Here is a 25,982-nt window from a genome sequence, read left to right on the forward strand (position 1 = left end):
TCAAGCCTTACGCACCCATTTTATGTAAAAAATAAAGTGGCTCACTATGATGGCAGAAGTGGCTCTCTCGTATGGCAATATTCAGTATATCCTTTAACAACGGATGTTTTCGATAAATCGAAACGAAATTCTGTTCCCGGATGTTCCCTAAAGGTAAAGGGAGAAATCCGGCGGGGTAAACTGTACCATCATGGGCAACAAAAATAATTCCTTTGCCATCACGCGTTCCCTTGGTCGAGTGGTTTCCCAAAAAACTAACATAGGTTTTAAGTTAAAATTAAATCTATCCATTCTTTCACCTCATCGTAAGAACTATTCATAGTGATATAGGTTGAATATACACCCATTTGGTGATGCAAATGAATGCTCGGATAAAATCGACTCAATTTGTTCGATTTTTAAACGTAATCGACATAAAAGGCGCACCATTATTGGTACGCCACAGTGTTAAAATTGTTTTGAATTTATAAAATGTCATGCGCGGAAGTCTACCTTTTGTCCTTTTTTAAAAAATAAATATTGCAATGAATTCAATTGTGTAAGATTGTAATAATATTATATTCATTTAAAGAAATGTGCCTGTAATAAGCATTTCTACTATGCCACGAATTTTGATAGTATCTTTTTGATACAATACAGGAGGAATACTTTTTGTTTGCAAATAAGGAATCAACATGATTAAATCCTCACTTATATTCCAAACTCGACGTAAAATAGCGGTATTTCCATTCACACATACTGCTGCCATCTCTCCATTTTTAACATCGGATGTTAAGCGTATTAGAACCCATGAATTATTATCCGAATCTACAGTTATACTATCCTCTTTTTTAATTCCATACCAAACATATTCACTATTTGAATCGATCCATGATAAAGGTGTATTAAAATACGATTCGACATTATTTTGGGAAATTATATAATCTTCGCAGGGAATCTCAGTTACTTTCGGAACGCCCCATTTATGATTGAGAAAAGTATTTATATCAAAATCTTTTCCAAGAATTAAATAATCAGTTGATACCATAAATATATAGGAAAATTTTTCAATTATATATAAATTAGGCTCCCTTTTATTTGTTTCATACATGGCTAGCGTACTTTGAGATATATTTAATTTTTTTGCTAATTCAGCTTGAGATAAGCCGTGTTTTAAGCGGAGCTGTGCTAATCGTTCACCAATTGAGTTGTTTTCCATACACACTTTATCCTTCTTTTTTAAAATAATATTAACATAGCAAATTTAAAAATATTGTAAAATGGTTGAAAAATTGCATTCACAAAATGATATTAAAATATGTATACAAATATTACAAAATGTGATTATAATAGACATATTATTACAAAATTTTAATGAAGGTGATTTCAATGTTTGCTTTATTCACTAAAAATAAAAAAGAAGAAAATTTGCAACCTATGCAACTGAGCAACCGAGAAAATAATTTTTCAAATCAACGAGAATACTTTCGACTTCCGATGGATAAAAAATGTTCTATTCAACTTAAAATTGGAAATTTAACTTCTTCGTGGGGAGAATGTCATCTTGTAAACGTTTCTGCCGGTGGTGCGCAGATAATGGCACCTTACAAGTTTCCTGTATCTCATTCAGATATACTAGTTAGGATTCAATTTGATTTGGTGAATCAATATACATTGGAGTCGGAGATTGTTTGGTCAAATCTAGTCAATAATGTATACCATTACGGCTTGAAGTGGGTGATCAATGATTTAAACCGTGAAAACATGGAACAAGAATTGATACATTTTCAAATTATTAATAGAAAAGGTTATGGAGTACATTAATTATGATTGGAGAAAAAGTTAATATTGATACTATAATACACAGTAATACGTTTCATCATTTTTTTCAGCCGCTATATCATTTGTCTAATTGGTCTTTATATGGAAATGAGGCATTATTTCGTACTAATTCCGGAGAAAATCCGGAAACTGTTTTTTTTACCGCATTAAAAAGAAAAAAATTATATGAGTTAGATATGGCATCGATAAGTAAAGCTATTTCATTTTATTCAAAGTTTAATCCAAATAATTTTTTATTTGTAAATGTATTTCCGTCAACTTTAGAAAATCCATTTTTTATGAGATTCATATACAATATTATAAATAAATATGGTGGTTCTAATAAAAATATTGTATTTGAAATAGTCGAATCGCAAGAAATAAAGGATATAAAATCTTTATCAACGATTATTTCATTTTTACAACAAAACGGATTTCGAGTTGCTCTTGATGATATTGGTAAAGGATCTATGTCATTTCAAAAATTAATTGAACTGAGTCCAGATTTTATTAAATTGGATCGATACTTTTCAATGGATTTATCGATTTCAAATAAAAAACAAAAATTAATTCAATTATTTGTTAATTATTGCGAAAGTAATGTTGAATTAATATTGGAAGGCATCGAGAAAGAAACTGACTTGGCGGTTGCAAAATGTCTGGGTGTATCGATTGGGCAAGGGTATTTATTAGGCATGCCAAATAAGATGCCAGTCTCATAAATCCATAAATAATACAGTAAATAAGAAGTGAATATTATTATCTTTTCTTCTTTCTATCATGTCCACTTCGCTGCCCAAAGCTTCATCTCTTTTAAAATTTGATGCAGATCCTGTCCCTTCGGTGTTAATGTATATTCCACTGTGACCGGCACCGTTGGATATACATGGCGTTCCAGCACGCCTTGTTCTTCGAGATGTCGCAAGGTGTTTGTCAATGATTTTGGGCTGACGGATGGGATTGCGTGCTGCAATTCACTAAACCGCTTTTTTTCGCAAAACAATTCGCGTAGCACAAGAAACGCCCATTTGCTGCCGATAACGTCGAGAGTCTTTTCGATGCTGCATTCAATATGTGTTGGATTTTTTGGAATATAGTTTTGCAATTTTGCTGTTTCCATGTTCTCTTGCAGATTTGACATTATGAGGCACTCTCCCGATTTTATAATAAGTTACCTTAAGTATAGTATCTGTAATATATATTATTATATCAAATAAATTTCACTTCTTCCTTTATTATCCTTGATATATTACTATACAAAAAGAAAGTTTGAAAGCTGTTCCAATATAAAACAGCTGAATCTACGCCGAATCTGCAAAGAAACATCATATCAGGAATTGTATACCATCAAGGAGGCGAAGCACGTGAAATATCGGAAAATAGGCAATACAGGGTTGAAAGTGAGCGCAATCAGTCTCGGAAGTTGGCTTACATACGGAGGATATGTGGAAAAACAAAAGGCTGTCGAATGCATTCATGCCGCGTATGATTTGGGAATCAACTTCTTTGATACGGCGAATGTGTACGAACGCGGGGAAGCGGAAAAAGTAGTAGGCGAAACGTTGCGAGCGTACCCTCGTGATTCCTACGTACTTGCAACAAAGGTGTTTTGGCCGATGGGTGATGGCCCGAACGACCGTGGTTTGTCGCGCAAACATGTAATCGAGCAGTGCAACGCAAGTTTACAGCGGCTCGGTGTGGATTATGTCGATATTTATTATTGTCATCGTTTCGATCCGGAAACACCGGTCGAGGAGACGCTGCGTGCCATCGATGATTTGGTTTCGCAAGGGAAAGTGTTATATGTCGGTGTCAGTGAATGGACAGCAACGCAAATGGCGGAAGCGCTTGCTGTTGCTGACCGCTATTTGTTGGATCGGATCGTAGTGAATCAGCCGATTTACAATATGTTCGAGCGCTATATTGAAAAAGAAGTGATTCCGCTAGGTGAGCAAAAAGGGATCGGCCAGGTGGTATTCTCGCCGTTGGCACAAGGATTGCTGACAGGCAAATATAAATCGGCAAACGACCTTCCTGCAGATAGCCGTGCCGCGAAACTCGAATCGATGCGGAATAGGATTACGGAAGAGAAAATTGTAAAAGTGAATCAATTGGCTGCGCTTGCAGGTGAATTGGATATTTCGGTTAGCCAATTGGCGTTGGCTTGGATCTTGCGTCAGCCGAATGTTGCCAGTGCCTTGATCGGTGCAAGCCGCCCGGAACAAGTAAAAGAAAATGCAAAGGCGGTTGAAGTGGAATTGCCGCAAGAAATTTTGGAGCGTATTGAAGGTATTTTGGCGTAATTCATGCGAACTATGTGCCGTACCGAACGCTTGTAAAGGAGAGATATACATGCATAATCGTTATCTTGGCAAGACAGGGGTAAAGGTCAGTGAGCTATGTTTGGGTGCCATGACGTTTGGCAGAGAAACAAGTGAGGCGGACAGTTTTGCGATTTTAGATCGATTTGTGGAAGCTGGCGGCAATTTTATCGACACAGCGGACGTTTATACACAAGGGGCGTCAGAAGAAATCGTCGGAAAATGGTTGCAGACAAAAAATCGGGATGATTTTGTGATTGCCACAAAGGTACGGTTTCCTATGGGAGAAGGACCGAACGATCTCGGTTTAAGCCGCAAGCATATTCTCGCAGGAGTCGAAGCAAGCCTGAAACGACTTGGTACAGATTATATCGATCTGTATCAGGTGCACGCATGGGATCCGGCGACACCGCTGGAAGAAACGTTAAGTACATTGAATGACCTGGTGCGGCGCGGACTCGTCCGTTATATAGGCGCGAGCAATTTCAAAGGCTGGCAATTGCAAAAAGCGATCGATCTTAGCAAAAAAATGGGATGGGAAGCATTTACCTGTTTACAGCCGCAATACAATTTGTTGTGCCGGGCGACCGAATATGAATTGATATCGGTTTGCCTCAATGAAGGTCTCGGCGTCATCCCCTGGAGTCCGCTGCGTGGCGGTTGGCTAAGCGGAAAATTCCATCGCAACATGACGGAGCCGCCGCAAGTTTCACGGGTACGGGAGGCGGAAGAAAAGGGCTGGTCCGAATCCTGGAGCAACTATAACAATGAATATACGTGGACGGTTTTGGACGCTCTTCATGATGTAGCGCAACAGGCGGAAAAAACTCCGGCTCAAGTAGCGATTAACTGGCTGCTGCAGCGCCCGGGGGTCACAGCGCCGATTATTGGCGCACGCACGCTTGAACAGTTGAACATCAATCTCGGATCAGCCGGCTGGTCATTGACACCGGAACAAATGGAACGCCTCAATCGGGCGAGCGAATTGCCCGTAAGCTATCCGTATGATCTGTCATCACAGAAACAACAGCGTACCGGCAGGGAAGACGTGTAACATAAAATTCGCATCTATCATCGAAACCCACCTCAAAAAGGTGGGTTTTTTATATTTTGCACCCGGTGTTCTTTACAACTCGGCATATCCATACCTATATTGTTCGTACGTTTCGAATCCCTCCACGAAAAGGCAAGGAATTTCTTTAACATTTTAGATGGTTTCAATTGACAAAATCCTACATGTTGAATATATTGAAATTAATTTTAGATAAATCTAAATAATTATTTTGGGGTGTTTATTCTGGCAAACCATTCATTAGACGAGTATGTTGGCACTGTTTGGAGACTTACGCAATACGGAGGGACAGCCACTACATCGGAAGTGGCGAGCAAGCTGGGAGTGACTTCTGCTACGACAAGTCACATGTTTAAAAAAATGGCGGATGTTGGTTTGGTGGAGTATAAGGAATATTCTGGAGTAATACTGACACCGGAAGGAAAGATTGCAGCAATGCGGTATATTCGGCGGCATCGGATCGCCGAACGATTTCTGGTTGAAATCCTGGGGATACCGTGGGATCGCGCCGATGAATTGTCTGATCAGATGGAGCATTCGCTTCCGGATGAAGTGATTGACCGGATGGAAGAAGTGATGGGGTTTCCGGCGTCTTGTCCGCATGGATATCCGATCCCGACACGTGATGGGTATTTGCCGGAAATTGAAGTGAAACGGTTAAGCGAGTTAAAAATCGGCGATATCGCTGTCATTGCGTGGGTCTATGAAAACGACCCAAAGCTGCTTCAATATTTTAAGCAACATGGAATCGTTCCAGGAGAAACAATCGAAGTGCTTGATAGAGATGAAGTGGGTTATACAAGTTCCATCCGTGTCAATCAATCAAAAATTGTATTGGGTTCCCAAATCGAAGAACTTGTGTCTGTGAAAATATAAAATATTGCGTTTGAATTTTTTTAACTGGAGGTACACATGATTATGGAATCAAACCTTGAACTGAAAAAGAAACTGTTGATTGAAAATTGGCGTCGTGAAATGGAAGCTGTACAACTTTACGAGTTGGCTGCCAAACAAGAGTCCAATCATAAAAAACATGAGATTTTGCTGCGTCTTGCACAAATCGAGAAAGAACATGCGGTGTTATGGGAAAAAGAACTTGGGCAACTTGGATACGATGTTTCGCAGCTGCCTGTCATCCAATTGCCGGGACATGGAAAGACAACAAATGTATTGAAACAATTGTTTGATATCGAGCAAAGTAATGCAAGATGGTATCAATCACAAAGGAACTTGTTGTCTGACGAAAGCGACGTATTGCGAATTATTGATAAAATTGAAGCAGATGAAGCGGAGCATGAAACTGCGGTAGAATCCATTACCCGATCAACGCCAAGCGTTTCGAACGCTTTAAACTCCATCTGGGGGAAAGAGCGGTGGCATAAACAACATACGGGCGATTGGGTTGGAGATGCCATCTATGGGGTAAATGATGGTCTGGGAGCCATTTTTGGAATTATTGCGGGGGTTGCAGGTTTTACGAGTGACAGCCACACCATCCTTATTTCCGGTTTTTTCGGCGCACTCGCGAGTACCCTTTCCATGGGAGCCGGAGCATGGCTTGCAACAAAGTCGGAAAACGAGCTGATGGAAACAGAGCTTCAACATGAACGGCGAGAAGTAGAAGAAGATCCTGAACACGAAAAAGAAGAACTGGCACTACTATATGAATTAAAGGGATTCTCTCAGGAAGAATCGAAACAAATTGCAGACCGGATTGCAACCGACCCGGAGCAATTCGTAAAAGCAATGGCACAAGAAGAATTGGGCATTCATGAATCGACTGCCAGGAATCCTTGGACTTCTGCTCTCTATGGATGCATCTCAACTTTCATTGGAGCGATCGTACCGCTTCTTCCGTTTTTCTTCTTGTCAGGTGTCCCTGCCATGGTTACAGCCGCTATCGTAAGTATATTGGCCCATTTTGCAGTAGGAGCTGCGAAAAGCCTGATCACTGTAAGAAATTGGTGGTCGAGTGGCATAGAAATGACAGCCGCCGGAATTATTGTAGGAGTTGTGTCATATGGACTCGGTCTCCTCGGAACTCTTATCGTTCATTTGTAATCTGCTAAACTATAATAAATTGCTTTTATCAGCACCCAACGGTGCTTTTTTTATTACACAATCAGCAGAAAATGAGGATCCCTTGAAAATTCATAAAGGAAATAAAGCCCTTGTTCTTTCCTACAAGGGCACCTAGCTGCCAATATTTAATCGTATGTTTCTTCAAATAATTATTCTGTAATCGTTGAGAAAATCCTTTCTTAAGGGATTGGTTTGAAACGAATCATTGCACTTTATGGCCAAAGTGCTTTTTTACAAATCCGATATGATTTCCACAAATTATATATTCTGCATCAGGAGCTGATAAGCGGATCAAATTATTTTCCGTATCGAATTGTACATTGTCGCCAGAATGGATTTCAAATGTTTCAGAGCCCGTTGTAATAATTACTTCACCCCAACGTTTTAAGTCATCTTTAAGAATTTCGACATTCATTGATATATCGCCTCCTGTCAAAAATGTTTTCCAATTCGAAAAGTATTTATGTAAGGAAAAAGTCTTTCCATTGCTACGAAACCAATCGGGCGACTAAATAGGCAACTCCAGCAGCAAGGCCCCCGACAAATGTTGTTTGCCAAGCGCTTTTTAGAGGACTTGCCCCTGTAAATTTTCCTTTAATGAATCCAAATACAAACAAAGCAATAAGAGTCATAACAACGGATGCAACAAGTGCTGTTGTTACGGTTGGCAGAATCATATAGGGTGATAATGGAATGAGTCCTCCTATAATATAAGAAATTCCAATTGTCAGAGAGCTATTTCTCGCTAGAAACTCCCATCTTTCAGTTGATAAATGTACCATCTCTTTTTAACTTGAGTCTTGCAAAAATTTTGCTGTAGAAATTTGGCGAAGCCTGTCAAATCTTTAGAACCTTTGTCGCATTGAAAAAATAATAAAGGACACCTGTCATCTTTTGCGGAAATTATAAGTTACCACACAAATAATCCCAAAAGAGGAGATGTCCACTTTCATGGTAACTTTGTATTCTGCTATCGTCAAGTTTATTTTGGCAATGCAATTGCAATTTACAGCGCCACAACGGAACCATCTCCTTCACATCATGCAAGGAATTATTTTGTGTGAAGGGCGTAAAACCATTACACAAATTCGAAGCTCTACGAATTCCTATCGTCATCTCAGTTGCATGACGAAATTCTTGAAACACTCACCTTGGTGTGTAAACCGAATGCAAAAACGCCGTATGCAGTTTTTGTTGGAAAAGATCAGGCGTAAGCATTCTAAAAAGGGAGATACCCGATCCATCGTATTCTTGATCATCGATGATACGAGCTGTAAAAAAGATGTTTCTACCAAACATATTGAAGCACTTGATTTTCATTTTTCCCATGATGAAGGGAAAGGTGTGTGGTCCCATTGTTTAGTTACCGCCCATCTTGTTAGCGAAGGGTATTCCTTCGCATGGGATTTCCGACCCTACTTTCGTGAGGGATACTGTAATGTCAACCAAATTCCATTCAAGAGCAAAAATGATTTGGCTCTGGAACTCATTCAAAGCTATGAAGCATCTGATGATGAGTTGGTTTATGTTCTAATGGATAGTTGGTATACCAGCAAGAAAATCATAGATGCATGTAATGCAAAAGGGTTTCACATTATTGCTGCCGTTAAAACCAATCGCAAAATCCGCCCTGCGGGCATTCGAATTCAGATTGCTGAATTTGCAACGAATTATATTCACCAGTCCGATCTCCACTCTGTTACCGTGGGGAATCAGAACATGTACTGGGTATATGAATATGAAGGCCCGCTGGCAGACGTTGAAAATGTTAAAGTCTTGCTCTCCTGGGAAAAGGAATTCGATTCAAGCAAAACACCGTTTTGTATCCTTTGCACAGATCAAACGTTGGATCTCGAAACCATCCTTCGGTATTATCAAGTGCGCTGGAATATTGAAACCGGATATCGATATTTTAAGGAGATGCTAGGCTTTGACCAATATCAATTGCAATCGTTTTATGCCATTCAGCGTTATTGGGCAATTCAATTCTTGGTCTACAATTTTCTTGAATTACAACGAAACGAATGGTCCACTGAGCAGGATCCAATGACGTTAGGGGACGTAGTACGTCGAATTCGAAAGGAATATTTCGGACAAATCGTTACCTACGTCTATCAACAAGCCCTAGCTCAACGACCTCTTTTCGAAGTGTTAGACGAATTGAAACTAAGTGCCTAATTGCTGTTTTTACGAACACACTATACGTGTGCCCATTTTTCGGCCTAATCGGCCCAAAATGCAAGACTCAAGTTTTTAAGTTATCTATGCATCAATATCATAAAAAAATTTCATTGGCAAATGGTTGTACCCCGGGGTCGACAATTGGGAGTTAAAAGTAGGTAAGTAACAAATCGTTCAACATTCCCTACTTAGCTATGAATAATTCATGTTTAAATATGGGTAAATTATTTTCGAACTTTTCCAAAATAAAAGGGGTTAAGGTATGTTTCGACGATCTTCGGTTACGGTAAGCAAAAGTTTAAAAATGAATAAGAAGTACGTTCAAAACCAGTTTGAAAAAGATGATGATTTATTCATTCGTAATTTTTCAATTGACAAAACACCGGCTTTTATTGCCGGTATACAAGGGCTTGTCGATAAACAAGCCATTGCACAAACGATTTTGGCTCCTTTAGCCAAAATTACAGGCACCATTTCGTGCGATTTCATCATGAACGCGTTATCTTCAGTTTTTGTTCAAGAAATTGATTCCCTGGAACAGGCTATAGAACTCATGATGTACGGCAATGTCGCACTATTCGTGGATGGATTCAAAACCTCCGTTGTAATAGATGTTTCCGCATTTGAACAGAGAAGCATCGAGGAACCCAAGAACGAAGTGGTCATTCGCGGACCCCATGTGGGTTTCATCGAAGATCTCACTGTAAATCTTTCTCTCATTCGGCGTATTTTGCACAATAAACACTTGAAAGTCGAATCGGATTATTTAGGTCAGAAGACCAAAAACAAAATAGCATTGCTCTATGTAAAAGGGATTGCATATCCGAAACTGATTGACAACGTCCAAATGAAACTCAACCACATTTCCGTGGATGCAGTGCTGGATAGTGGTTATGTGGAGCAACTGATTGAACCAGGCCGATGGAGTTTTTTCCCTACCGTACGACATACGGAGCGCCCCTCAACGGTGGCTGCTTCCTTGCTCGAAGGACGGATTGCCATTTTAGTCGATGGTTCACCAACGGCATTGTTGGTTCCGCATCTGTTTCTCGACAATTTTATGAATCCTGAAGATTATAATTCGCGTCCCTTTTATAGCTCCATGATGCGAATCGTTCGTCTAATAGGATTCTTTTTGTCCACACAATTACCTGCTTTGTATATTTCCATTGAAAACTTTCACAAGGAAGTTGTTCCTTCTTCCTTGTTACTGAGCGTTGCCGGGGCAAGGGAAGGCGTTCCCTTCCCATTACCCTTGGAAAGCATACTCATGGTTTTTGCATTTGAATTAATCAAAGAAACTGGGATTCGAATGCCACAAGCCTTAGGTCCATCCATCAGTTTAGTCGCGGGTCTGATTTTGGGACAGGCAGCTGTGGAAGCGGGTTTCGTCGGAATTCCAACGGTAATTATCGTGGCTTTAGCCGGACTTAGTTCCTTTCTGATTCCATTTCTTAAAGAAACGATTGTTCTGATACGGATACTACTGATCATCCCTGCCTCATTTGTCGGACTGTATGGACTTATTCTAACGGACATTCTTATTTTGTTACATATCGTATCTCTGCGCTCGTTTGGAGTCCCTTATTTGGCTCCGATTTCCCCAACGTATCTAGAGGACTGGAGAGATACGTTCTTTCGTTTTACCACGAACAATGTAAGTGGTGCGGATAAACGACTAAGACACAACATTGGGAAATACATCAAGTAGTTTGCTGTTCAGTTTGTGGAAAGGGATGGTGTAGCGTGGTTAGAAGAAAGAAACAACTCTTTCGTTCTACGTGTACAATTGCTTTTCTACTCCTTGTTCCGTTTCTTTTAACCGGGTGTTGGTCATCGCGGGAATTGAATCGATCGGCTTTGGTTGCCGGAGCCGGATTTGATAAGGAAAATGAAAAGTACAAGATGACCATTCAGATTCTGCAACCATTAAAACTAATCCCAAAAACCAGGGGACAATCAAAAACTGCTACGTTCATTACAAACGAGACAGGACAAACCGTATTCGAAACAATCCGTACTTTCCCACATAAAACTACGCGGAAACTGTTTTGGTCTCATTGTCAAATTTTTGTGATTGGCCGTGAAATGGCCCAGGAGAGTATTCCACAGACATTAGACTGGTTTTATAGAAATCAAGAACTGAGACCTTTAAGCTTCATTATTTTGTCGAAAGATAAGGCATCCGATGTGATCAAGGCGAAGACTCCTCTCAATCCCATCGCTGCTTACGATGTTGCAGACACGGTCAAAACGCTTACAGATACATCGGATGCCCCCATTGTGCATCTCATGGACTTTATGGCACAGGTATCCAGCCCCGTAGAAGCGGCCTATATGCCAGAGATGAGCAAGTCTGAGATCGTCGGAACGGGTGTATTTTTACATGACCGATTGGTTGGGGTTTTAAATCTGGACGAATCGAAAGGGCTTTTAAGTCTGAATGGACAAGTGAAAAGCGGACAAATTACAGTACCGGCCATCAAGGATCATGGCAAACACATGACGGTAGAAATCATTGATGAAAGCACAAAAAAGGAAGCTAGGTTCAAAAACGGGAAACCGGAAGTTTCTTACCATTTGAACTATGTGGTTGACATTGCGGACGATCCGTATTTGTTTAAGCACGACGATCAAACATTTCATAAAATTGAACGGCTCGTGGAACAACGGGTCAAGCAAGACGCTGTTCGGTGCATTAATAAAGTGAAATCTTATCATGCGGATGTGATTGGTGCTGGAGAGGAGATTGAACGCCAAGATCCTCGAATTTGGGAACGGCTTGTAAAGAACTGGGAAGATAAATTTCCGCATATCCCAATTCACGTTGACGTGAAAGTACATGTACGGCACGAAGGAATCATCCAAGGCAGCAAATGAGAGGTTGGTACCATGAAACTCACTCGCAGTCAAGTTTTCTATCTGACATTTATGAATTATCCGATTTTAAACATTGGAATCCTGCCACTGATGATACGCGTTGCCGGGAAGGATCTATGGATTAGTACACTTCTTTCTTCGACCATTGGACTGTTGATTGCGCTCCTTCTCTGGGATCTGGAAAAGAAGAATCCAGAACAAACGTGTTTGGATATGCTGAAAACAAGGCCTGGTGGCCACATAATCATATGGGTGCTTGTTCCCATCTTGATTCTCTATTTATGGCTTCTTTGCGTATTGGCCTCTGTCTCGTTGACGGAATTTATCAGCATTGGGTTTATTCAAGAGACACCGTTTTGGGTTATTGCGTTGATATTTGGACTATGCATCGCCTACTCACTTCGAAAAGGGATGACCTCCCTTGCAGACTTGGCAGGAGTGTTAACGCTAAGTACCATTCTTTCAGGAACCACCATGAGTATTGCAATCAGTGGAAAAAGGCATGTTTCTTATTTTTTGCCCATTGGTGAGCATGGAATTTACCCAATCTTACTCGGCGTAGTTTTGTTTGTGCCAATTTGGACGGAACTATTTTTCCTTGGATTTATGCCAAGGGACTTTGTGAAAGGCAAGGGGTGGATAAAAACGTATTTTTGGATCGTCCTTATAAATACGATCATTTTTGTGGGACACAGTGAGGGTCCGATTACCGCCTTTGGACTTGGGCAGGCGAAAAATTTTAACTTTCCTGAGCTGTCCGCTGTGAAAGTTATTTCTTTGGGATTCATTGACCGTTTTGACGTTTATGGGCTTCTCCTCATGCTGTACGGCTCGTTCATTCGTGTATCATTTTATTCTCAACTGTCTTTGTCACTTATCTGTCGCATGTTCCCCAGTACAAAAATCCGTATTTCGCCTATGACTAGCACGATTCTTCCCATCATCTTTTTAATAACAGGCACGATTTGGTTGTTCAGAAACACGGCTTTTTTCCACGGGCTTCTACAACCGTTTATTCGGATAAGTTTATCCATGTTTGCGTTGTTTTTGGTGATTTATCTATTCATAAGATTTACAAAGCCTCATCAAGTTTTTGAGTAAGGTATTCTTAATATTCTTAAGTCGACACTTACGAGGGTACTCCCTCATCCAGCTTTTCCTTTTGGAAGTGAGGCTTGACCGGAAAGAATACGTTATAATAACAGTACACTCTGTTTTTCCCAATAATGGAGATTGACATAATGGAGATAGACCAATAAGAGGTTTGATGAGAAATGATTTATCTACTGCTTGACCAATTGGAACGCGTCGGCTTTATCATTGCTACAGCCTTTTTATTTTCCCGACAGCAAAAACTCCGCCATTTCATGAGCCACCGGGAGGGAACCAGAAACTTACGGAGGTTCATTTTGCTGTTCAGTTTTTTTGCGATTCTTGGGACATATTCAGGAGTTCGGATCACAGCAGGTGGGTACATTGCCGAACCATTTATTGGCCAAGTCTCAGGAACGGAAGCCATCGCCAATTCACGAACCATCGGGGTGGTTATAGCCGGTTTGCTTGGCGGGGTAAAGGCCGGTTTGGCAGTGGGTGCGATTGCCGGCGTACATCGTTATTTTTTGGGAGGATTTGTTGCTTTGCCCTGTATGATTGCCACCATACTTCAAGGATGGTTGGCCGGGATGATGAAAAACTCCCTGAAAAAACGATACAAGCATATTTCGTCTGTACAGTTGGCTTTTGTGGCAGGATTTGCAGCGGAAAGTCTCCAGATGATCTTAATCCTGCTCTTGGCACGACCTTTTGAAGCGGCCGCTTCTCTCATCTGGCTTATTGGAATTCCCCAAACAATTGCCAACAGTCTCGGTGTCGCATCCTTTTTTCTTGTCTTGATTCAAGTTCAAAAAGAAGAAGAGAAGATCGGGGCAACACATACCCGAAAAGCTTTTCAAATTGCTGAAAAGACTCAATCCCATTGGAGAAAGCCGCTAAGGGAAGCGGTGCAAGAAATCACGCAAATTCTTGTCCAAGAAACAGAAGCGGTAGGCACCCAATTCATTATGGAATCAGAAGTCATCGCAAAGGAAGGGCGGATTACGTCCTTTGAAGCAAGCTTCCCTGTCGGACGTGAACCGCGGATGCTTGGTTTTTTTCGTTTGTATTTTGAGCGGGAGCAGGATCTTTATACGGAGGATCGGGCAACGATTTTGCATGGCTTGAGCCAGTTGTTTACTCAGCAGTATGCCTTGGCAGAAGCGGAACGTCATGAACACCTTGTCGCCAGTTCAGAGATCAAAGCTCTCCAGGCTCAAATGAATCCTCATTTTTTATTTAATGTTTTAAATACTATCAAATCGTTGATTCGGACGAAACCTGATGATGCCAGACTGGCTATTACACAGTTAGCAAAATATTTGAGGAAAAATATGCAGAACGCCAACCAAGATTTTATTACGATCCGGGAGGAATTGGAACATGTTGAAGTTTACTTGGATCTGGTGAAAACGAGGATGGGCGAGCGATTGTGTATTTTATGGGACATTGACGCATCTTGTTTGGAGTATACGCTGCCGCCGTTAACGATACAGCCACTCGTAGAAAACGCCATTGTTCACGGTTTGAAAAATACGGTGCAGGACGGAAAATTAAATCTTTCTGTCAAAGAGGAACGCAATGGAATCCGGATCACGGTAGAGGACAATGGGGCAGGAATGGAACGATCGCTTGAAACGAAGGACAAGCCTGAAAATCTTGGGCTCGCCTTAAATAATATTCAACATCGATTGCAGTTCTATTTTGGAAAAAAGGCGGATTGGGTCATTGAGTCCGCGCCCTCGAAGGGGACCCGAGTGTCATTTGTAAGGCCAAAGTAAGAAAAGGGTGATAGAATGGCGTGGCGAGTTTTGATTGTTGATGATGAGGAACCAGCTAGAGAAGAACTTCTTTACATGCTTGGACAGATTCCCCAAGTCAAGGTAATTGGTGAAACAGCGATCGGAATGGATGCAATTAAAAAAGCAAAAGAGTTAAAGCCTGAATTCGTGTTTCTGGATATTCAATTGCCTGATTTAAGCGGTCTTCAGGTTGCTGAGCTAATTAGGGAAATGGATTTAAATGTGGAGATTGTATTTATCACAGCTTATGACCATTTTGCCGTTGAAGCTTTTAAATTGAGAGCTTTTCATTATATTTTGAAACCATACGATTTCGAGGATTTGCAGCAAGTGTTTGCCATGTACGGCAAGGAGATGAATCCTAAGGCAAAGTTTTCCGCAGTGTCTTCCACTTCAAAATTGGCGGTTGAAATAGAAGACGATATCAAGTACCTATCCCCACATGAAATCGTTTATATCGTCAAAGAAGGCCGGGGAGTCGTGATTCACACCGCTATAGAAAAATATGAAGCCCAATATACCCTGCAAAAGTTAGAGGAAAAACTGGCGCCTTACTCTTTTATCCGTACTCATAAGAGTTATTTGGTCAATTTGGGACATGTGAAAGAAATGAGAGCCTGGTTTAACGGTTCTTATAATGTGTACATGGATGATCCGGGTCATTCCACTGTGCCGGTCAGCCGGAATTATGTGAAAGAACTGCGCCATAGGCTCGAATTATGACATCATAGGCAGGATATTTTACCTCTCTTGAATAAAACGCTTTCAATCCATCAGATCATAATTATAATACTTTTGAAGCGATTTCATATTATTATTTGTGATTAGGGGGTTGTAAACGTGAGTAGATTTTTGATCGTGTTGCTTGTCATAATTCCTTTTGTTGCCCAATTGATAGCACTTCCATTGGTAAATCATATGCATCCTGTTATCATGGGTTTCCCTCTGTTTCATTTTTGGCTTTTGATCTGGATGATCCTAACTCCGCTTTGTACATGGGGGATATATCGGATACAGAAGCAGCAAGGAGGGATTCAGTAATGCAGGGAAATGTAACGGCGCTATTAGTAACGACGTTTATTGTTTTGACGGTAGTCTTGATTGGTTTCTTGGCCGGCCGAAATAAGGCATCACGCAGTTCGGTAGAGGAATGGTCGGTCGGGGGACGTCGTTTGGGGAGTTTGTTTGTCTGGTTCTTGATTGGCGCAGACGTTTATACCGCTTATACGTTTCTCGGATTGACCAGTACAGCTTTTACAGGTGGAAGCATTGCATTCTTTGCAACACCTTACGTAGTGTTGGCTTATCCTTTGGCTTACTTCTTCTTGCCAAAGCTGTGGAAGGTAGCCAATGTTCATAAGTTTACAACACTTGCTGACTATATCAAAGGACGATTTGATAGCAAGCTGATGTCGCTGTTCATTGCAATCAATGGGGTATTGATGTTGATTCCGTATATTGACTTGCAGTTGAGCGGAATTCAATACACCTTAAAGGTAGCGGGAACAGGATATATTAATGTTACTTTTGTTGTGATTGTCTCATTTTTATTGGTGGCTTTTTATACTTTCTTCAGTGGAATTAAAGCGCCTACTTATACGGCAATCTTTAAAGATATTATGGTTTGGGTTGTGATGTTGTTCATGGTTGTTTCCTTGCCGATGATGCATTTTGGCAGTTGGGGCAATATGATTCAAGTCGCAGTGGAAAAAGCGCCGAAAATGATGGCATTGCCGACTTCCGGACCCAAAGGCATGCTCTGGTTTTCTACGGCAGCCTTGATTTCCGCTTTGGCCCTGTTTATGTGGCCGCATACCGTAACTGGAACGTTCAGTTCCAAAAGTGCGGAGTCTCTGCGCAAAAATGCAATCGTTCTGCCATTCTATAATATTGTTTTGATGTTGGTGACTTTCTTGGGCATTACCGCTTATCTGGTTGTTCCTAAAGGGACGGATCCGCGTTTGGCATTTTTGACTCTGATCCACATGTCATATGGCGGAGTTGTTCAAGGTTTGGCTTATTCTACAATTGCCTTAGCTTCTTTGGTTCCTTGTTCGATTATGGCGATCGGGGCATCTAACTTGTTTGCGAATAATATTTATCGTGATTTTATGAATCCGAAGGCAGAAGGGGCTCATTTGACGAAAGTTACCCGTTATATGGTGTTTGTGGTAATTGGAATGGCTCTGTTGTTCGGTTTGATGTTTCCTACTGCTCTGGTATCCTTGCAACTAATGGGAGTGTCCGGAATCGTTCAAGTCTTCCCGGCTGTTGTGTTCAGCTTATACTGGAGAAATCTGTCTCGCGAGGCGGCTTTCAGCGGATTTATTGCTGGTATGGTGACAGTATTCATCGTTTATGCTACTGGAAAAACATTCGGTATGTATGAAGGATTCCTAGGGTTGATCGTGAATATCGTAATTGTCCTTGTTTTGAATCCAATGTTTGCAAAACATGCAAAGAACAGAACAAACTCCGTCATCGAAACATTGTTCGACAACCAAAAAACAGCAAAAGACATGAGAAAAGTCTCTTAAATTTATACTCTACCCGGGAGTGAAAGTATTCCCGGGTTTTTTCATGATTCAACTTTCTCAGTATCCCAAAAGAATCGTTGCAATCGTTAAAGATGGCATATGGCCAACTATTCTCCAAATACATTGTAGGATAGGTGATTTTTAGGGGAGTGGCCAAAATGTTTATATTTTTCATCTTATGTGGAATATTTTTTGCTTTTTTCCTATTTAAAATGATTCGCATCGCAATTTTCCCGTTACTATGGATAGCGATTCCCATAGGCATCATGTTTTTTATATTTCCGTGGATTTTATTTTTATTTGGCGGTCTGGGGTTTTTTATAATAGCGATACTTGCAACACTGTTTTTCCTGAATATCGTAGGGTTTTTCTTTTTTTAAAAAATAAAAACTAGACTTTACGAGACTTTTTCAGAATGAAAAGGCCGGGCAGACAACCCGGCTTATGATAGAATTTTTACCTGAACGGCAGAAACTTGGAGACAGTCAATGAATGAATGAGGAGCTGGCCGCCTGGTTCTTTCCATCAGCCTTCAATTAATAAAAATTCCGGATCTTCGGCAAGTTCCTTAACCCTTGCCAGGAATTGTACAGCCTCGCTGCCATCGATGATCCTGTGGTCATACGATAATGCGATATACATCATTGGGCGAATTTCCACTTGATCATGTACTTCAATGGGCCGCTTTTTAATGGAGTGCATGCCTAAAATCCCAACTTGCGGCGCATTCAAAATCGGCGTCGAAAAGAGCGAACCGAATATGCCTCCGTTCGTAATCGTGAATGTTCCACCTTGCAAATCTTCAATGCTTAGGGAATTGCTGCGTGCTTTTTGTGCCAACAAGGCAATTTCCGATTCAATCTGCGCAAAGCTTAGGCGGTCTGCATTGCGCACAACCGGTACGACAAGCCCCGCATCCGTCGAAACAGCGATTCCTATATCATAGTGATGTTTAATAATCATATCATCGCCCTGGATTTCCGCGTTTAATCGCGGGAATTCCCGCAATGCGCCAACGACAGCCCGAGTAAAGAAGGACATAAAACCAAGCCCGACTCCATGTTTTTCTTTAAAACGATCTTTGCGGCGTTTCCGGACATCCATGATTGCCGTCATGTCCACTTCGTTAAATGTTGTAAGCATTGCCGCATTATGCTGTGCTTCGACAAGGCGGCGGGCAATGGTTTGACGGCGCCGCGACATTTTGATGCGCTCTTCATCGGGGCGCTGTGCCGCACGCACCGGATCATTCGCAACGGCGGCAGATGTTGCCTGTTTTGCTGCCGGTGCAGGCGCAGATGGTGTTGCGATGTGATCTTGAGTATGATTCATCACACCGATTTGGCTTAGATTGATGCCTTGTGCTCTGGCCAAACGACGGATTGCCGGGGTAGCGCGAATTGGAATCTGTTGCAGCGCCGTATCAGGCGTTGCGTTTGTACCTATATTCCCTGTCTGGCTTCGTGTCGTAAGTGTCGTATGTGGCTGCTCTTGTTCTGTTTTCGACGTTAGCTCCTTTGCAGGTGCCTGTATTTTCTCTTGTTGTGCCGCTTGAGCTGATTGCATGGCAATTTCCGGTTTCCCTTCGCCGATGATTCCGAGCACCTCGCCGATTTGAACAGTATCCCCGGAGTGTTTTAGGATCGACTGTAAAACTCCTGCTTCATTTGCTGTCACTTCTACATTGACTTTGTCTGTTTCCAATTCAAGTACAGTTTCGCCGACGCTGACAGCCTCGCCCTCTTTTTTTACCCAATCGATAATCGTCGCCTCGACAATCGATTCACCGAGGTCCGGTACAATAATTTCAATCACCAGGATTCCCTCCCCGCTATAGTTAGATTGGAATGATTGGAATGGCTGAATTCCAGTGTTTCCCGAATCATTCGTTTCTGTGTCATTTCATGTGCATCTGCAATCCCTTCAGCCGGGCTGGAACGCTCCGGACGACCAAGATAGCGCAATATCGCTCCATCTTTGAGCAACGCCCGGATTCTCGGCTGCATGTATGCCCATGCACCCATATTTTGCGGTTCTTCTTGCAGCCAAACTACTTCGCGCAAATGTGGATATCGTTTTAGTACTTGCTGAAGTTCTTGCCCGGGAAATGGATACAGTTGTTCGACCCGGACGATTGCCAGACGGTCTGAGACGGGAGGAGCTGTTTCCAACGTTGCTGCGAGTTCAATCGCAATCTTTCCGGTGCAAAGGACCAATCGTTCCACCGCCTCTTTATGTGTTGCTGTCAAAGGCTCATCAAGTACTGTTTGAAAGCTTCCTTCTGCAAACTCGGACGGACTTGAAGCTGCTCGAACGTTGCGCAATAAACTTTTTGGCGTCATGATCACAAGCGGCCGCACAGCATGCTGCAAACTTGCCGCTTGCAGCCGTAAAAGATGAAAATATTGTGCTGCCCGGGTCAGATTGACAACACGCCAGTTGTTTTCAGCCGAAAGCTGCAAAAACCGTTCCAGCCGCGCACTCGAGTGTTCCGGCCCCTGTCCCTCATAGCCGTGTGGAAGCAATAAAACCAGGCCGGATTGTTCCAGCCACTTGGCATTGCCGGATGACAGAAATTGATCAAACAACACTTGTCCCGCATTTGCAAAATCACCGAATTGCGCCTCCCAGAGCACCAGTGTATCCGGCGCTTCAATGCTATAGCCATATTCAAAACCGATGACGGCAGCTTCCGTTAACGGACTGTTATGAACGGCAAACGTTGCCTGCGCTTGTGCGAGTCGTTGTAGTGGAACAAATCGATCGCCTGTTTTCGCATCATGCAATACCACATGCCGATGGCCAAATGTGCCTCTCTCCGTATCTTGGCCCGCCAAGCGTATCGCTGTGCCATCTGCCAAAATCGTTGCAAACGCAAGCGTTTCAGCCAACGCCCAGTCAATCTTTCCGCCCTCGGCAAATGCTGCACGACGCTTCTGCAAAACCCGGTCCAACTTTGGATAAACAGTAAAATCGGCCGGATATTCCAATAATGACTCGTTGATTTGCTGCAGCGATGCGATCGGCACAGCGGTAGACGGCAAAGTTTGAGGAGATTGACTGTCCTTTGACTGCAAATCGTGAGCTTTTCCTTCTGCCGTCATCTGATTGTAGGCAGTACGCAGCCGTTCACGTATTTCTTGTTCGATTTGCGTCAATTCTTCTGCCGTAAGGACTCCCGATTTCTCCAATGTTTGTGCATAAATCGTTCGCACGCTCGGATGTGACGTGATTTTTGCATACAGTTGCGGCTGTGTCATATTGGGATCGTCCATTTCATTGTGACCCCATTTGCGGTAACCTACGAGATCGATCAAAAAGTCTTTATGAAATGTATTCCGATATGCATGTGCCAGTTCAATTGCTGCCAGACATGCTTCCGGATCATCGGCAGATACGTGTACGATTGGAATTTCAAACCCTTTGGCCAAATCGCTTGCATAGCGTGTCGACCTGCTTTCATGCTTTTCTGCCGTAAAACCGATCTGGTTATTTGCGATGATATGCAGCGTACCTCCAGTATGAAATCCTTCCAGACTTGAAAGATTGAGTGTCTCCGCGACAATTCCCTCGCCCGGAAATGCCGCATCGCCGTGAATCAATACTGCGATTGCCTTGTCTTGATTTTGTCTGGGATACCCTTTTGCACTGCGATCATCTTGTGCGGCACGTGCAAAGCCCTCGACAACCGGATTGACGAATTCCAAGTGGCTCGGATTGTTTGCCAATTTCACGCGTGCTTGTACGGTTTTGCCTTCATGCATGGTTTTGCTTGCACCCAAATGATATTTGACATCACCTGTCCATCCGTAGTTGATGCCCATGGAACCTTCAGATGGCACCAATTCTTTATTCGGTGCTGTATGAAACTCAGAGAAAATGGCCGCATACGGTTTTCCAAGTACATGTGCAAGGACATTTAGACGCCCGCGATGGGCCATTCCAATCATGACATGTTTGGCACCGGCTTCGACCGCTGCCTGCACCAATTTATCCAACATGGGTACGAGTATATCGACACCCTCAATAGAAAACCGCTTTTGGCCGACAAATGTACGGTGAAGAAAGGTCTCAAATTCTTCTACCTGGATCAGCCGCTTGAGTGTCTTGCGCTGTTCTTCCGGAGAACGGGAATGAAATATTGCTCCTGATTCAACCATTCTCATTAACCTGGCGCGTTCCTCCATATTATGTACATGTCCAAATTCGTAAGCCAGTGTACCCGTATAAACTTGCCGCAAGCGAATGATCGCTTCCCGCGCAGTCCGAATTTCTTTCGGCGCATCTGGCCAGATACTTTGCGCCGGTATCGCGTCCAAATTATTCTCTGTCAGCTGGTATGTCGAAAGTTTCAGCAATGCCACTGCTGCGGGTTGTTCCACAAGCGGATTGATCCGGGCTTCCAAATGCCCGTACTCGCGAATGTTGCGCGCCAACCGCTGGGCCGCAACAATTCGTGTGACTTCGTTTTCCGAAATCGCAATTCTTTGCTTGTCTGCTGTTCCCATATCCAATTGTTGGTACTCTTGTTGCACTGGAGGTGCTTCCCATTGTTCAAAAAATTTTTTTGTTGCAGCGTCAACTGAATTCGGGTCTGACAAATATCGTTCATACAGTTCGATCGCATAACCCAAGTTCGGACCGTAGAAATCTCGCCAAGAAATAAGACCTGCGATGGTGGTGTCATCCATTCTGTCTTCCCTCACTTTCTGAAGAAATTTCATTCCATTTCAAATGTTCCCAGTTATGGAGAGATACACGCGCATGTAGTTTACCGCCATGGAGGATGTGGTATACCTGTCGTCTAATAGATTATGCCAATCATTTCAATCTATGCGACAATAGAAAAAATGCTGTCGCGCTCGCGTGTTACCCGTTTTATTACGAAAGCAAGCAAATAAAAAAGTGCTTGCATATTTGTAAGCGATAACATATTATTAAATAACAAAAGGTAGTGATGTTTAATAAAACATAATGATGAAATTGGTATTAAACTATGAATTTTGAAGGGGGATAAACTTTATGAAAAAATTAATGAAAACGCTTGCTGTTTTTTCTGCGGTTGGTAGTTTATTAGTAACGGGATGCGGAGGTAGTGGAGCTTCCTCAAATGCCAATGGGGGAAATGGGAAAGAAGTAACGTTAACATTTTTACATTGGCGGGGGGAAGATGTTCCAACCTTCAAAAAAATTATCAGTGAATTTCATAAAAAATATCCAAACATCAATGTTCAAATGCAAGTACTTCCGTCCAATCAATATATCGCGCAAGCTCAGGCGAATTTAACTGGAAATCACGGAGCTGATATATTTACTTCATTTCCCGGATCTGAGTTTTCGGCGATCAATAAAGCCGGTTTGTATGAAGATTTGAGCAGTCAACCGTTCCTTTCCAATTTTAATTCCGATCTTATTAAATCAGGACAAAAAGATGGCAAACAGTTTGCGATCCCGTACCAGGTTGTATTCAATATGCCTGTTTACAATAAGGATCTATTCAAAAAGTTAAATATTGAACCGCCAACAGATTGGAACGGATTCCTGAAGGCTTGTCAAACATTGAAAGATCATGGATATACTCCGATTGTGTTTGCCGGAAAAGTAAGTGCAGGCCAGTTTTATAATGATATCGTCATGAACAATGTCACAGATCCAAATGTCTTTACAGGACTGTTAACGGGGAAATCCAAACTTACAGATCCCGATTTTTTAAAGAGTTTTGAACAAATGGGGGAATTGGCGCAAAAAGGGTATTTTCAAACGGGAGCTTTGGGTACATCTCAAGATGCTGCAACGGCAATTTTTGCCGAAGGTAAAGCGGGGATGCTTGCACTTGGATCCTATCAAATCACCCCGGTCAATAAAGACAACAACAATGGGTTCAAAATGGGATTGTTGGCGCCGATTACGACCGCTTCTGCAACGGACGCGAAATATCAAGGTGTTGATACTACAACATTCATGTTGGGTGTAAACGCAAAATCACCGCATAAGAAGGAAGCGGAAGAATTTTTGCAATTTTTATCACAACCGGATATTGCGGCGCAATATGCGAATGAAACGTCGCAAATGGTGACTGTAAAAGATGTGAAATATACGGTTCCCGCATTACAGGAGATGGAGCCGCTGCTGAAAAAGCCGTTGCGATTCCAACCTATGTATACTCTCACCAATCAGCAAGTTGTAGATGATGTTACAAATGTAGTGGAAGATGTAATTTCCGGTAAGGATCCGAAAGTAGCTGCGAAAAAAGGCCAAGACGCGATTAATCAGGCACTTAGCCTCAAATAAAAATTTTGACGAAAGTTTGCGTAGAATTCTTTCTTGAATGGCAGAAGACTTTTTTAAAAAAGTCGGTCTCTTCATTACGATATTCGCATTGTATGCATGAACGGAGGTATATGTGTGCGTACAAAAAAATCAATCTATTTGTTTCTTGTTCCTGGAGGACTATTATTTTTAATCTTCTTTGTAGTCCCTACTCTTTACGGATTGTCCCTTAGTTTTACGAATTGGGATGGTTTATCAAGCAAGGTGCCGTTTGCAGGGTTTTCAAACTATACGCATCTTTTTACAGATGACACGATGTTTCATGGTGCGGTTGGTAATACGTTGAAGTTTGTGGTTATGGTCGTGATTTTACAATCGTTCTTTTCGTTACTATTCGCAATCTTTCTATTGCGAAACACAAAAACAAATATTTTCTTGCGGACACTCTACTTTTTTCCAACAATTCTGGCTTCCGTTTCGGTTGCCTTTATATGGACATTTATTTACGACCCGAATATAGGCATTCTAAATACTTTGTTGAAAGATTTTGGACTGTCGTCGTTACAACATTCCTGGCTGGGCGACCCGCATATCGCCATTTATTGTCTCGGAATTGTAGAGATTTGGGCACATACCGGACAATTGTTAATTATTTATCTGGCTGGATTGCAGCAAATCCCCGTTGAATTGTATGAGGTTGCGAAAATCGAAGGTGCGACGCGCTGGCAAACGTTTAGAAAAGTGACATGGCCGTTGCTTACGCCCGCAACAACCATGGTTGTCGCATACACAACGATACAGTCATTCCGTGCATTCGATCTGGTCTACGCAATGACAGATGGAGGACCCAATAACTCGACTGAGATATTGGCAACCTATATCTATCATCAGGCTTTTCAATATAATCACGTAGGGTATGCATCGGCAGTTTCGATGGTCTTTATGATCGTGATTGCAATTATTACGATGCTGCAGTTTGGTATTTTGCGCCTCCAGTCGGGAAGCAGGGAGAAAAAAAGTTCAAAAAAAAAAGCAAGATCAACTTCAGCGAATCCAACGGCTAATCCAAAAGATCTTGAGTATGTTTCGGGAGGGGGAACAGCATGAAGTTCATTCGGGGACCGCTGGTTTGGCTATACGCTTTGCTGATTTTGGTGCCTGTCTTGGTTGTTGTAGAGAGCAGCTTTAAGTCGCTTAGCGATCTCTATCACAATCCATTATTGCCATCAAAAAATCTTACGATAGGGCCATACAGCACTTTGCTATCGCAAGAACCCATTTCTCAATATTTTTTGAACAGCTTTGAAGTGACTGCAATTTCATTGGTGATGGTGCTCATATTCGGCAGCATGATTTCCTACGCAATTCTCAGGCTTCCAAAGATTCCGGCGTTTATTCTATATGGAATTTTCTCCATTGGCATGATGATTCCGACGCAGGTCAATATGATTCCTGTTTACCTTGAGCTGTCACACTTTAATATGGTGGACACACTTTATGGTTTGATTTTGGTTGAAACAGCTTTTCTCCTTCCAATTGCCGTATTTATTATCGGTGGCTTTATGCGCTCGCTTTCAAAAGAACTCATTGAAGCAGCAACTGTCGATGGGGCGAATGAATGGCATATATTTTGGAAAATTGCAGTTCCACTTTCCACACCGTCGATAGCAAGTACGGCGATCTTTGGTGGAGTGATTCTTTGGAATGACCTGCTATTCCCGTTATTGCTGATTAAATCAAACGCAAATCAAACATTGCCATTGGCATTGTTAAGCTTTACCGGGCAATATCAAACGAACTATCCGGTTATCTTTGCAGGTGTACTCTTGGCAAGTATTCCTCTTGTCGTGTTGTATGTATTTTTACAGAAATATTTTATTGCCGGGATGACTGCAGGAGCGGTAAAAGGGTAAGGAAACCGCGGGCTGCGTGAATCGATAGTACT

Annotated in this window: 23 protein-coding genes; 17 read left to right on the plus strand and 6 right to left on the minus strand. The window is 42.1% G+C overall.

Annotated elements, in window-relative coordinates; genetic code table 11:
* Positions 1–565: 565 nt before the first annotated feature.
* Positions 566–1,198, minus strand: a complete 633-nt coding sequence (locus tag LSG31_RS14200; protein ID WP_347435747.1) for a helix-turn-helix domain-containing protein — start codon at positions 1,196–1,198, stop codon at positions 566–568.
* Between the two features lie 170 nt (positions 1,199–1,368).
* On the opposite strand from LSG31_RS14200, the gene LSG31_RS14205 reads away from it, so the two are divergent.
* Complete coding sequence (locus LSG31_RS14205) at positions 1,369–1,803, plus strand: PilZ domain-containing protein (RefSeq protein WP_347435748.1); 435 nt, start codon at positions 1,369–1,371, stop codon at positions 1,801–1,803.
* A gap of 2 nt (positions 1,804–1,805) precedes the next feature.
* The gene (locus tag LSG31_RS14210) at positions 1,806–2,522 is read left to right on the plus strand and encodes an EAL domain-containing protein (protein WP_347435749.1); all 717 of its coding nucleotides are present in this window, start codon (positions 1,806–1,808) and stop codon (positions 2,520–2,522) included.
* A 56-nt stretch (positions 2,523–2,578) separates the two neighbouring features.
* Here LSG31_RS14210 and LSG31_RS14215 read toward each other — a convergent pair whose 3' ends face one another.
* Complete coding sequence (locus LSG31_RS14215; RefSeq protein WP_347435750.1) at positions 2,579–2,941, minus strand: winged helix-turn-helix transcriptional regulator; 363 nt, start codon at positions 2,939–2,941, stop codon at positions 2,579–2,581.
* A 223-nt stretch (positions 2,942–3,164) separates the two neighbouring features.
* Here LSG31_RS14215 and LSG31_RS14220 point away from each other — a divergent pair, with 223 nt between their 5' ends.
* The 4 genes from LSG31_RS14220 (at position 3,165) to LSG31_RS14235 (ending at position 7,254) form a co-directional block, all read left to right on the plus strand.
* Positions 3,165–4,103, plus strand: coding sequence for an aldo/keto reductase family protein (locus LSG31_RS14220; protein WP_347435751.1), 939 nt, complete (start codon positions 3,165–3,167; stop codon positions 4,101–4,103).
* Between the two features lie 49 nt (positions 4,104–4,152).
* Positions 4,153–5,175, plus strand: a complete 1,023-nt coding sequence (locus LSG31_RS14225; RefSeq protein ID WP_347435752.1) for an aldo/keto reductase — start codon at positions 4,153–4,155, stop codon at positions 5,173–5,175.
* A 234-nt stretch (positions 5,176–5,409) separates the two neighbouring features.
* Complete coding sequence (locus LSG31_RS14230; protein WP_347435753.1) at positions 5,410–6,069, plus strand: metal-dependent transcriptional regulator; 660 nt, start codon at positions 5,410–5,412, stop codon at positions 6,067–6,069.
* A 36-nt stretch (positions 6,070–6,105) separates the two neighbouring features.
* Positions 6,106–7,254, plus strand: a complete 1,149-nt coding sequence (locus LSG31_RS14235; RefSeq protein ID WP_347435754.1) for a VIT1/CCC1 transporter family protein — start codon at positions 6,106–6,108, stop codon at positions 7,252–7,254.
* A gap of 223 nt (positions 7,255–7,477) precedes the next feature.
* Here LSG31_RS14235 and LSG31_RS14240 read toward each other — a convergent pair whose 3' ends face one another.
* Together LSG31_RS14240 and LSG31_RS14245 are read right to left on the minus strand one after the other, a co-directional pair.
* Positions 7,478–7,690: a hypothetical protein gene (locus LSG31_RS14240; RefSeq protein WP_347435755.1), complete on the minus strand. Its 213-nt coding sequence runs from the start codon at positions 7,688–7,690 to the stop codon at positions 7,478–7,480.
* A 73-nt stretch (positions 7,691–7,763) separates the two neighbouring features.
* Positions 7,764–8,057 (minus strand): VIT1/CCC1 transporter family protein, encoded by a 294-nt coding sequence (locus tag LSG31_RS14245; protein ID WP_347435756.1) that lies wholly within the window; start codon positions 8,055–8,057, stop codon positions 7,764–7,766.
* A gap of 169 nt (positions 8,058–8,226) precedes the next feature.
* Here LSG31_RS14245 and LSG31_RS14250 point away from each other — a divergent pair, with 169 nt between their 5' ends.
* From LSG31_RS14250 to LSG31_RS14285, 8 genes are all read left to right on the plus strand, one after another.
* Positions 8,227–9,453 carry an IS701 family transposase gene (locus tag LSG31_RS14250; protein ID WP_347435742.1) on the plus strand — a complete coding sequence of 409 codons (1,227 nt, stop codon included), beginning with the start codon at positions 8,227–8,229 and terminating at the stop codon, positions 9,451–9,453.
* Positions 9,454–9,718: 265 nt separating this feature from the next.
* Complete coding sequence (locus LSG31_RS14255; protein ID WP_347435757.1) at positions 9,719–11,167, plus strand: spore germination protein; 1,449 nt, start codon at positions 9,719–9,721, stop codon at positions 11,165–11,167.
* Between the two features lie 35 nt (positions 11,168–11,202).
* Positions 11,203–12,336: a Ger(x)C family spore germination protein gene (locus tag LSG31_RS14260; protein ID WP_347435758.1), complete on the plus strand. Its 1,134-nt coding sequence runs from the start codon at positions 11,203–11,205 to the stop codon at positions 12,334–12,336.
* Positions 12,337–12,348: 12 nt separating this feature from the next.
* Entirely contained in the window at positions 12,349–13,437 is a 1,089-nt protein-coding gene (locus LSG31_RS14265) for a GerAB/ArcD/ProY family transporter (RefSeq protein ID WP_347435759.1), read from the plus strand.
* A gap of 173 nt (positions 13,438–13,610) precedes the next feature.
* Complete coding sequence (locus LSG31_RS14270; RefSeq protein ID WP_347435760.1) at positions 13,611–15,209, plus strand: LytS/YhcK type 5TM receptor domain-containing protein; 1,599 nt, start codon at positions 13,611–13,613, stop codon at positions 15,207–15,209.
* A gap of 30 nt (positions 15,210–15,239) precedes the next feature.
* Entirely contained in the window at positions 15,240–15,953 is a 714-nt protein-coding gene (locus LSG31_RS14275) for a LytR/AlgR family response regulator transcription factor (protein WP_347435761.1), read from the plus strand.
* Positions 15,954–16,070: 117 nt separating this feature from the next.
* Entirely contained in the window at positions 16,071–16,271 is a 201-nt protein-coding gene (locus LSG31_RS14280; protein WP_347435762.1) for a DUF3311 domain-containing protein, read from the plus strand.
* A complete protein-coding gene (locus tag LSG31_RS14285) occupies positions 16,271–17,767 on the plus strand; it encodes a sodium:solute symporter family protein (protein WP_347435763.1) in 1,497 nt (498 codons plus the stop codon). Before LSG31_RS14280 ends, LSG31_RS14285 begins: the two co-directional genes overlap by 1 nt.
* Positions 17,768–18,292: 525 nt before the next feature.
* Here LSG31_RS14285 and odhB read toward each other — a convergent pair.
* On the minus strand, positions 18,293–19,582 hold the full coding sequence (gene odhB / locus LSG31_RS14290; protein WP_347435764.1) for a 2-oxoglutarate dehydrogenase complex dihydrolipoyllysine-residue succinyltransferase: 1,290 nt from the start codon (positions 19,580–19,582) through the stop codon (positions 18,293–18,295).
* On the minus strand, positions 19,579–22,458 hold the full coding sequence (locus LSG31_RS14295; RefSeq protein ID WP_347435765.1) for a 2-oxoglutarate dehydrogenase E1 component: 2,880 nt from the start codon (positions 22,456–22,458) through the stop codon (positions 19,579–19,581). Before LSG31_RS14295 ends, odhB begins: the two co-directional genes overlap by 4 nt.
* 331 nt (positions 22,459–22,789) lie before the next feature.
* Here LSG31_RS14295 and LSG31_RS14300 point away from each other — a divergent pair, with 331 nt between their 5' ends.
* The 3 genes from LSG31_RS14300 to LSG31_RS14310 all read left to right on the plus strand — a co-directional run bounded on the left by LSG31_RS14300 (position 22,790) and on the right by LSG31_RS14310 (position 25,950).
* Entirely contained in the window at positions 22,790–24,058 is a 1,269-nt protein-coding gene (locus tag LSG31_RS14300) for an ABC transporter substrate-binding protein (RefSeq protein WP_347435766.1), read from the plus strand.
* A 114-nt stretch (positions 24,059–24,172) separates the two neighbouring features.
* Positions 24,173–25,144 (plus strand): carbohydrate ABC transporter permease, encoded by a 972-nt coding sequence (locus tag LSG31_RS14305; RefSeq protein WP_347435767.1) that lies wholly within the window; start codon positions 24,173–24,175, stop codon positions 25,142–25,144.
* Entirely contained in the window at positions 25,141–25,950 is an 810-nt protein-coding gene (locus LSG31_RS14310) for a carbohydrate ABC transporter permease (protein ID WP_347435768.1), read from the plus strand. The genes LSG31_RS14305 and LSG31_RS14310 overlap by 4 nt, the downstream gene beginning before the upstream one ends.
* The last annotated feature ends 32 nt before the right edge of the window (positions 25,951–25,982 follow it).

The sequence above is a fragment of the Fodinisporobacter ferrooxydans genome (genome assembly GCF_022818495.1).
GTDB lineage: Bacteria > Bacillota > Bacilli > Tumebacillales > MYW30-H2 > Fodinisporobacter > Fodinisporobacter ferrooxydans.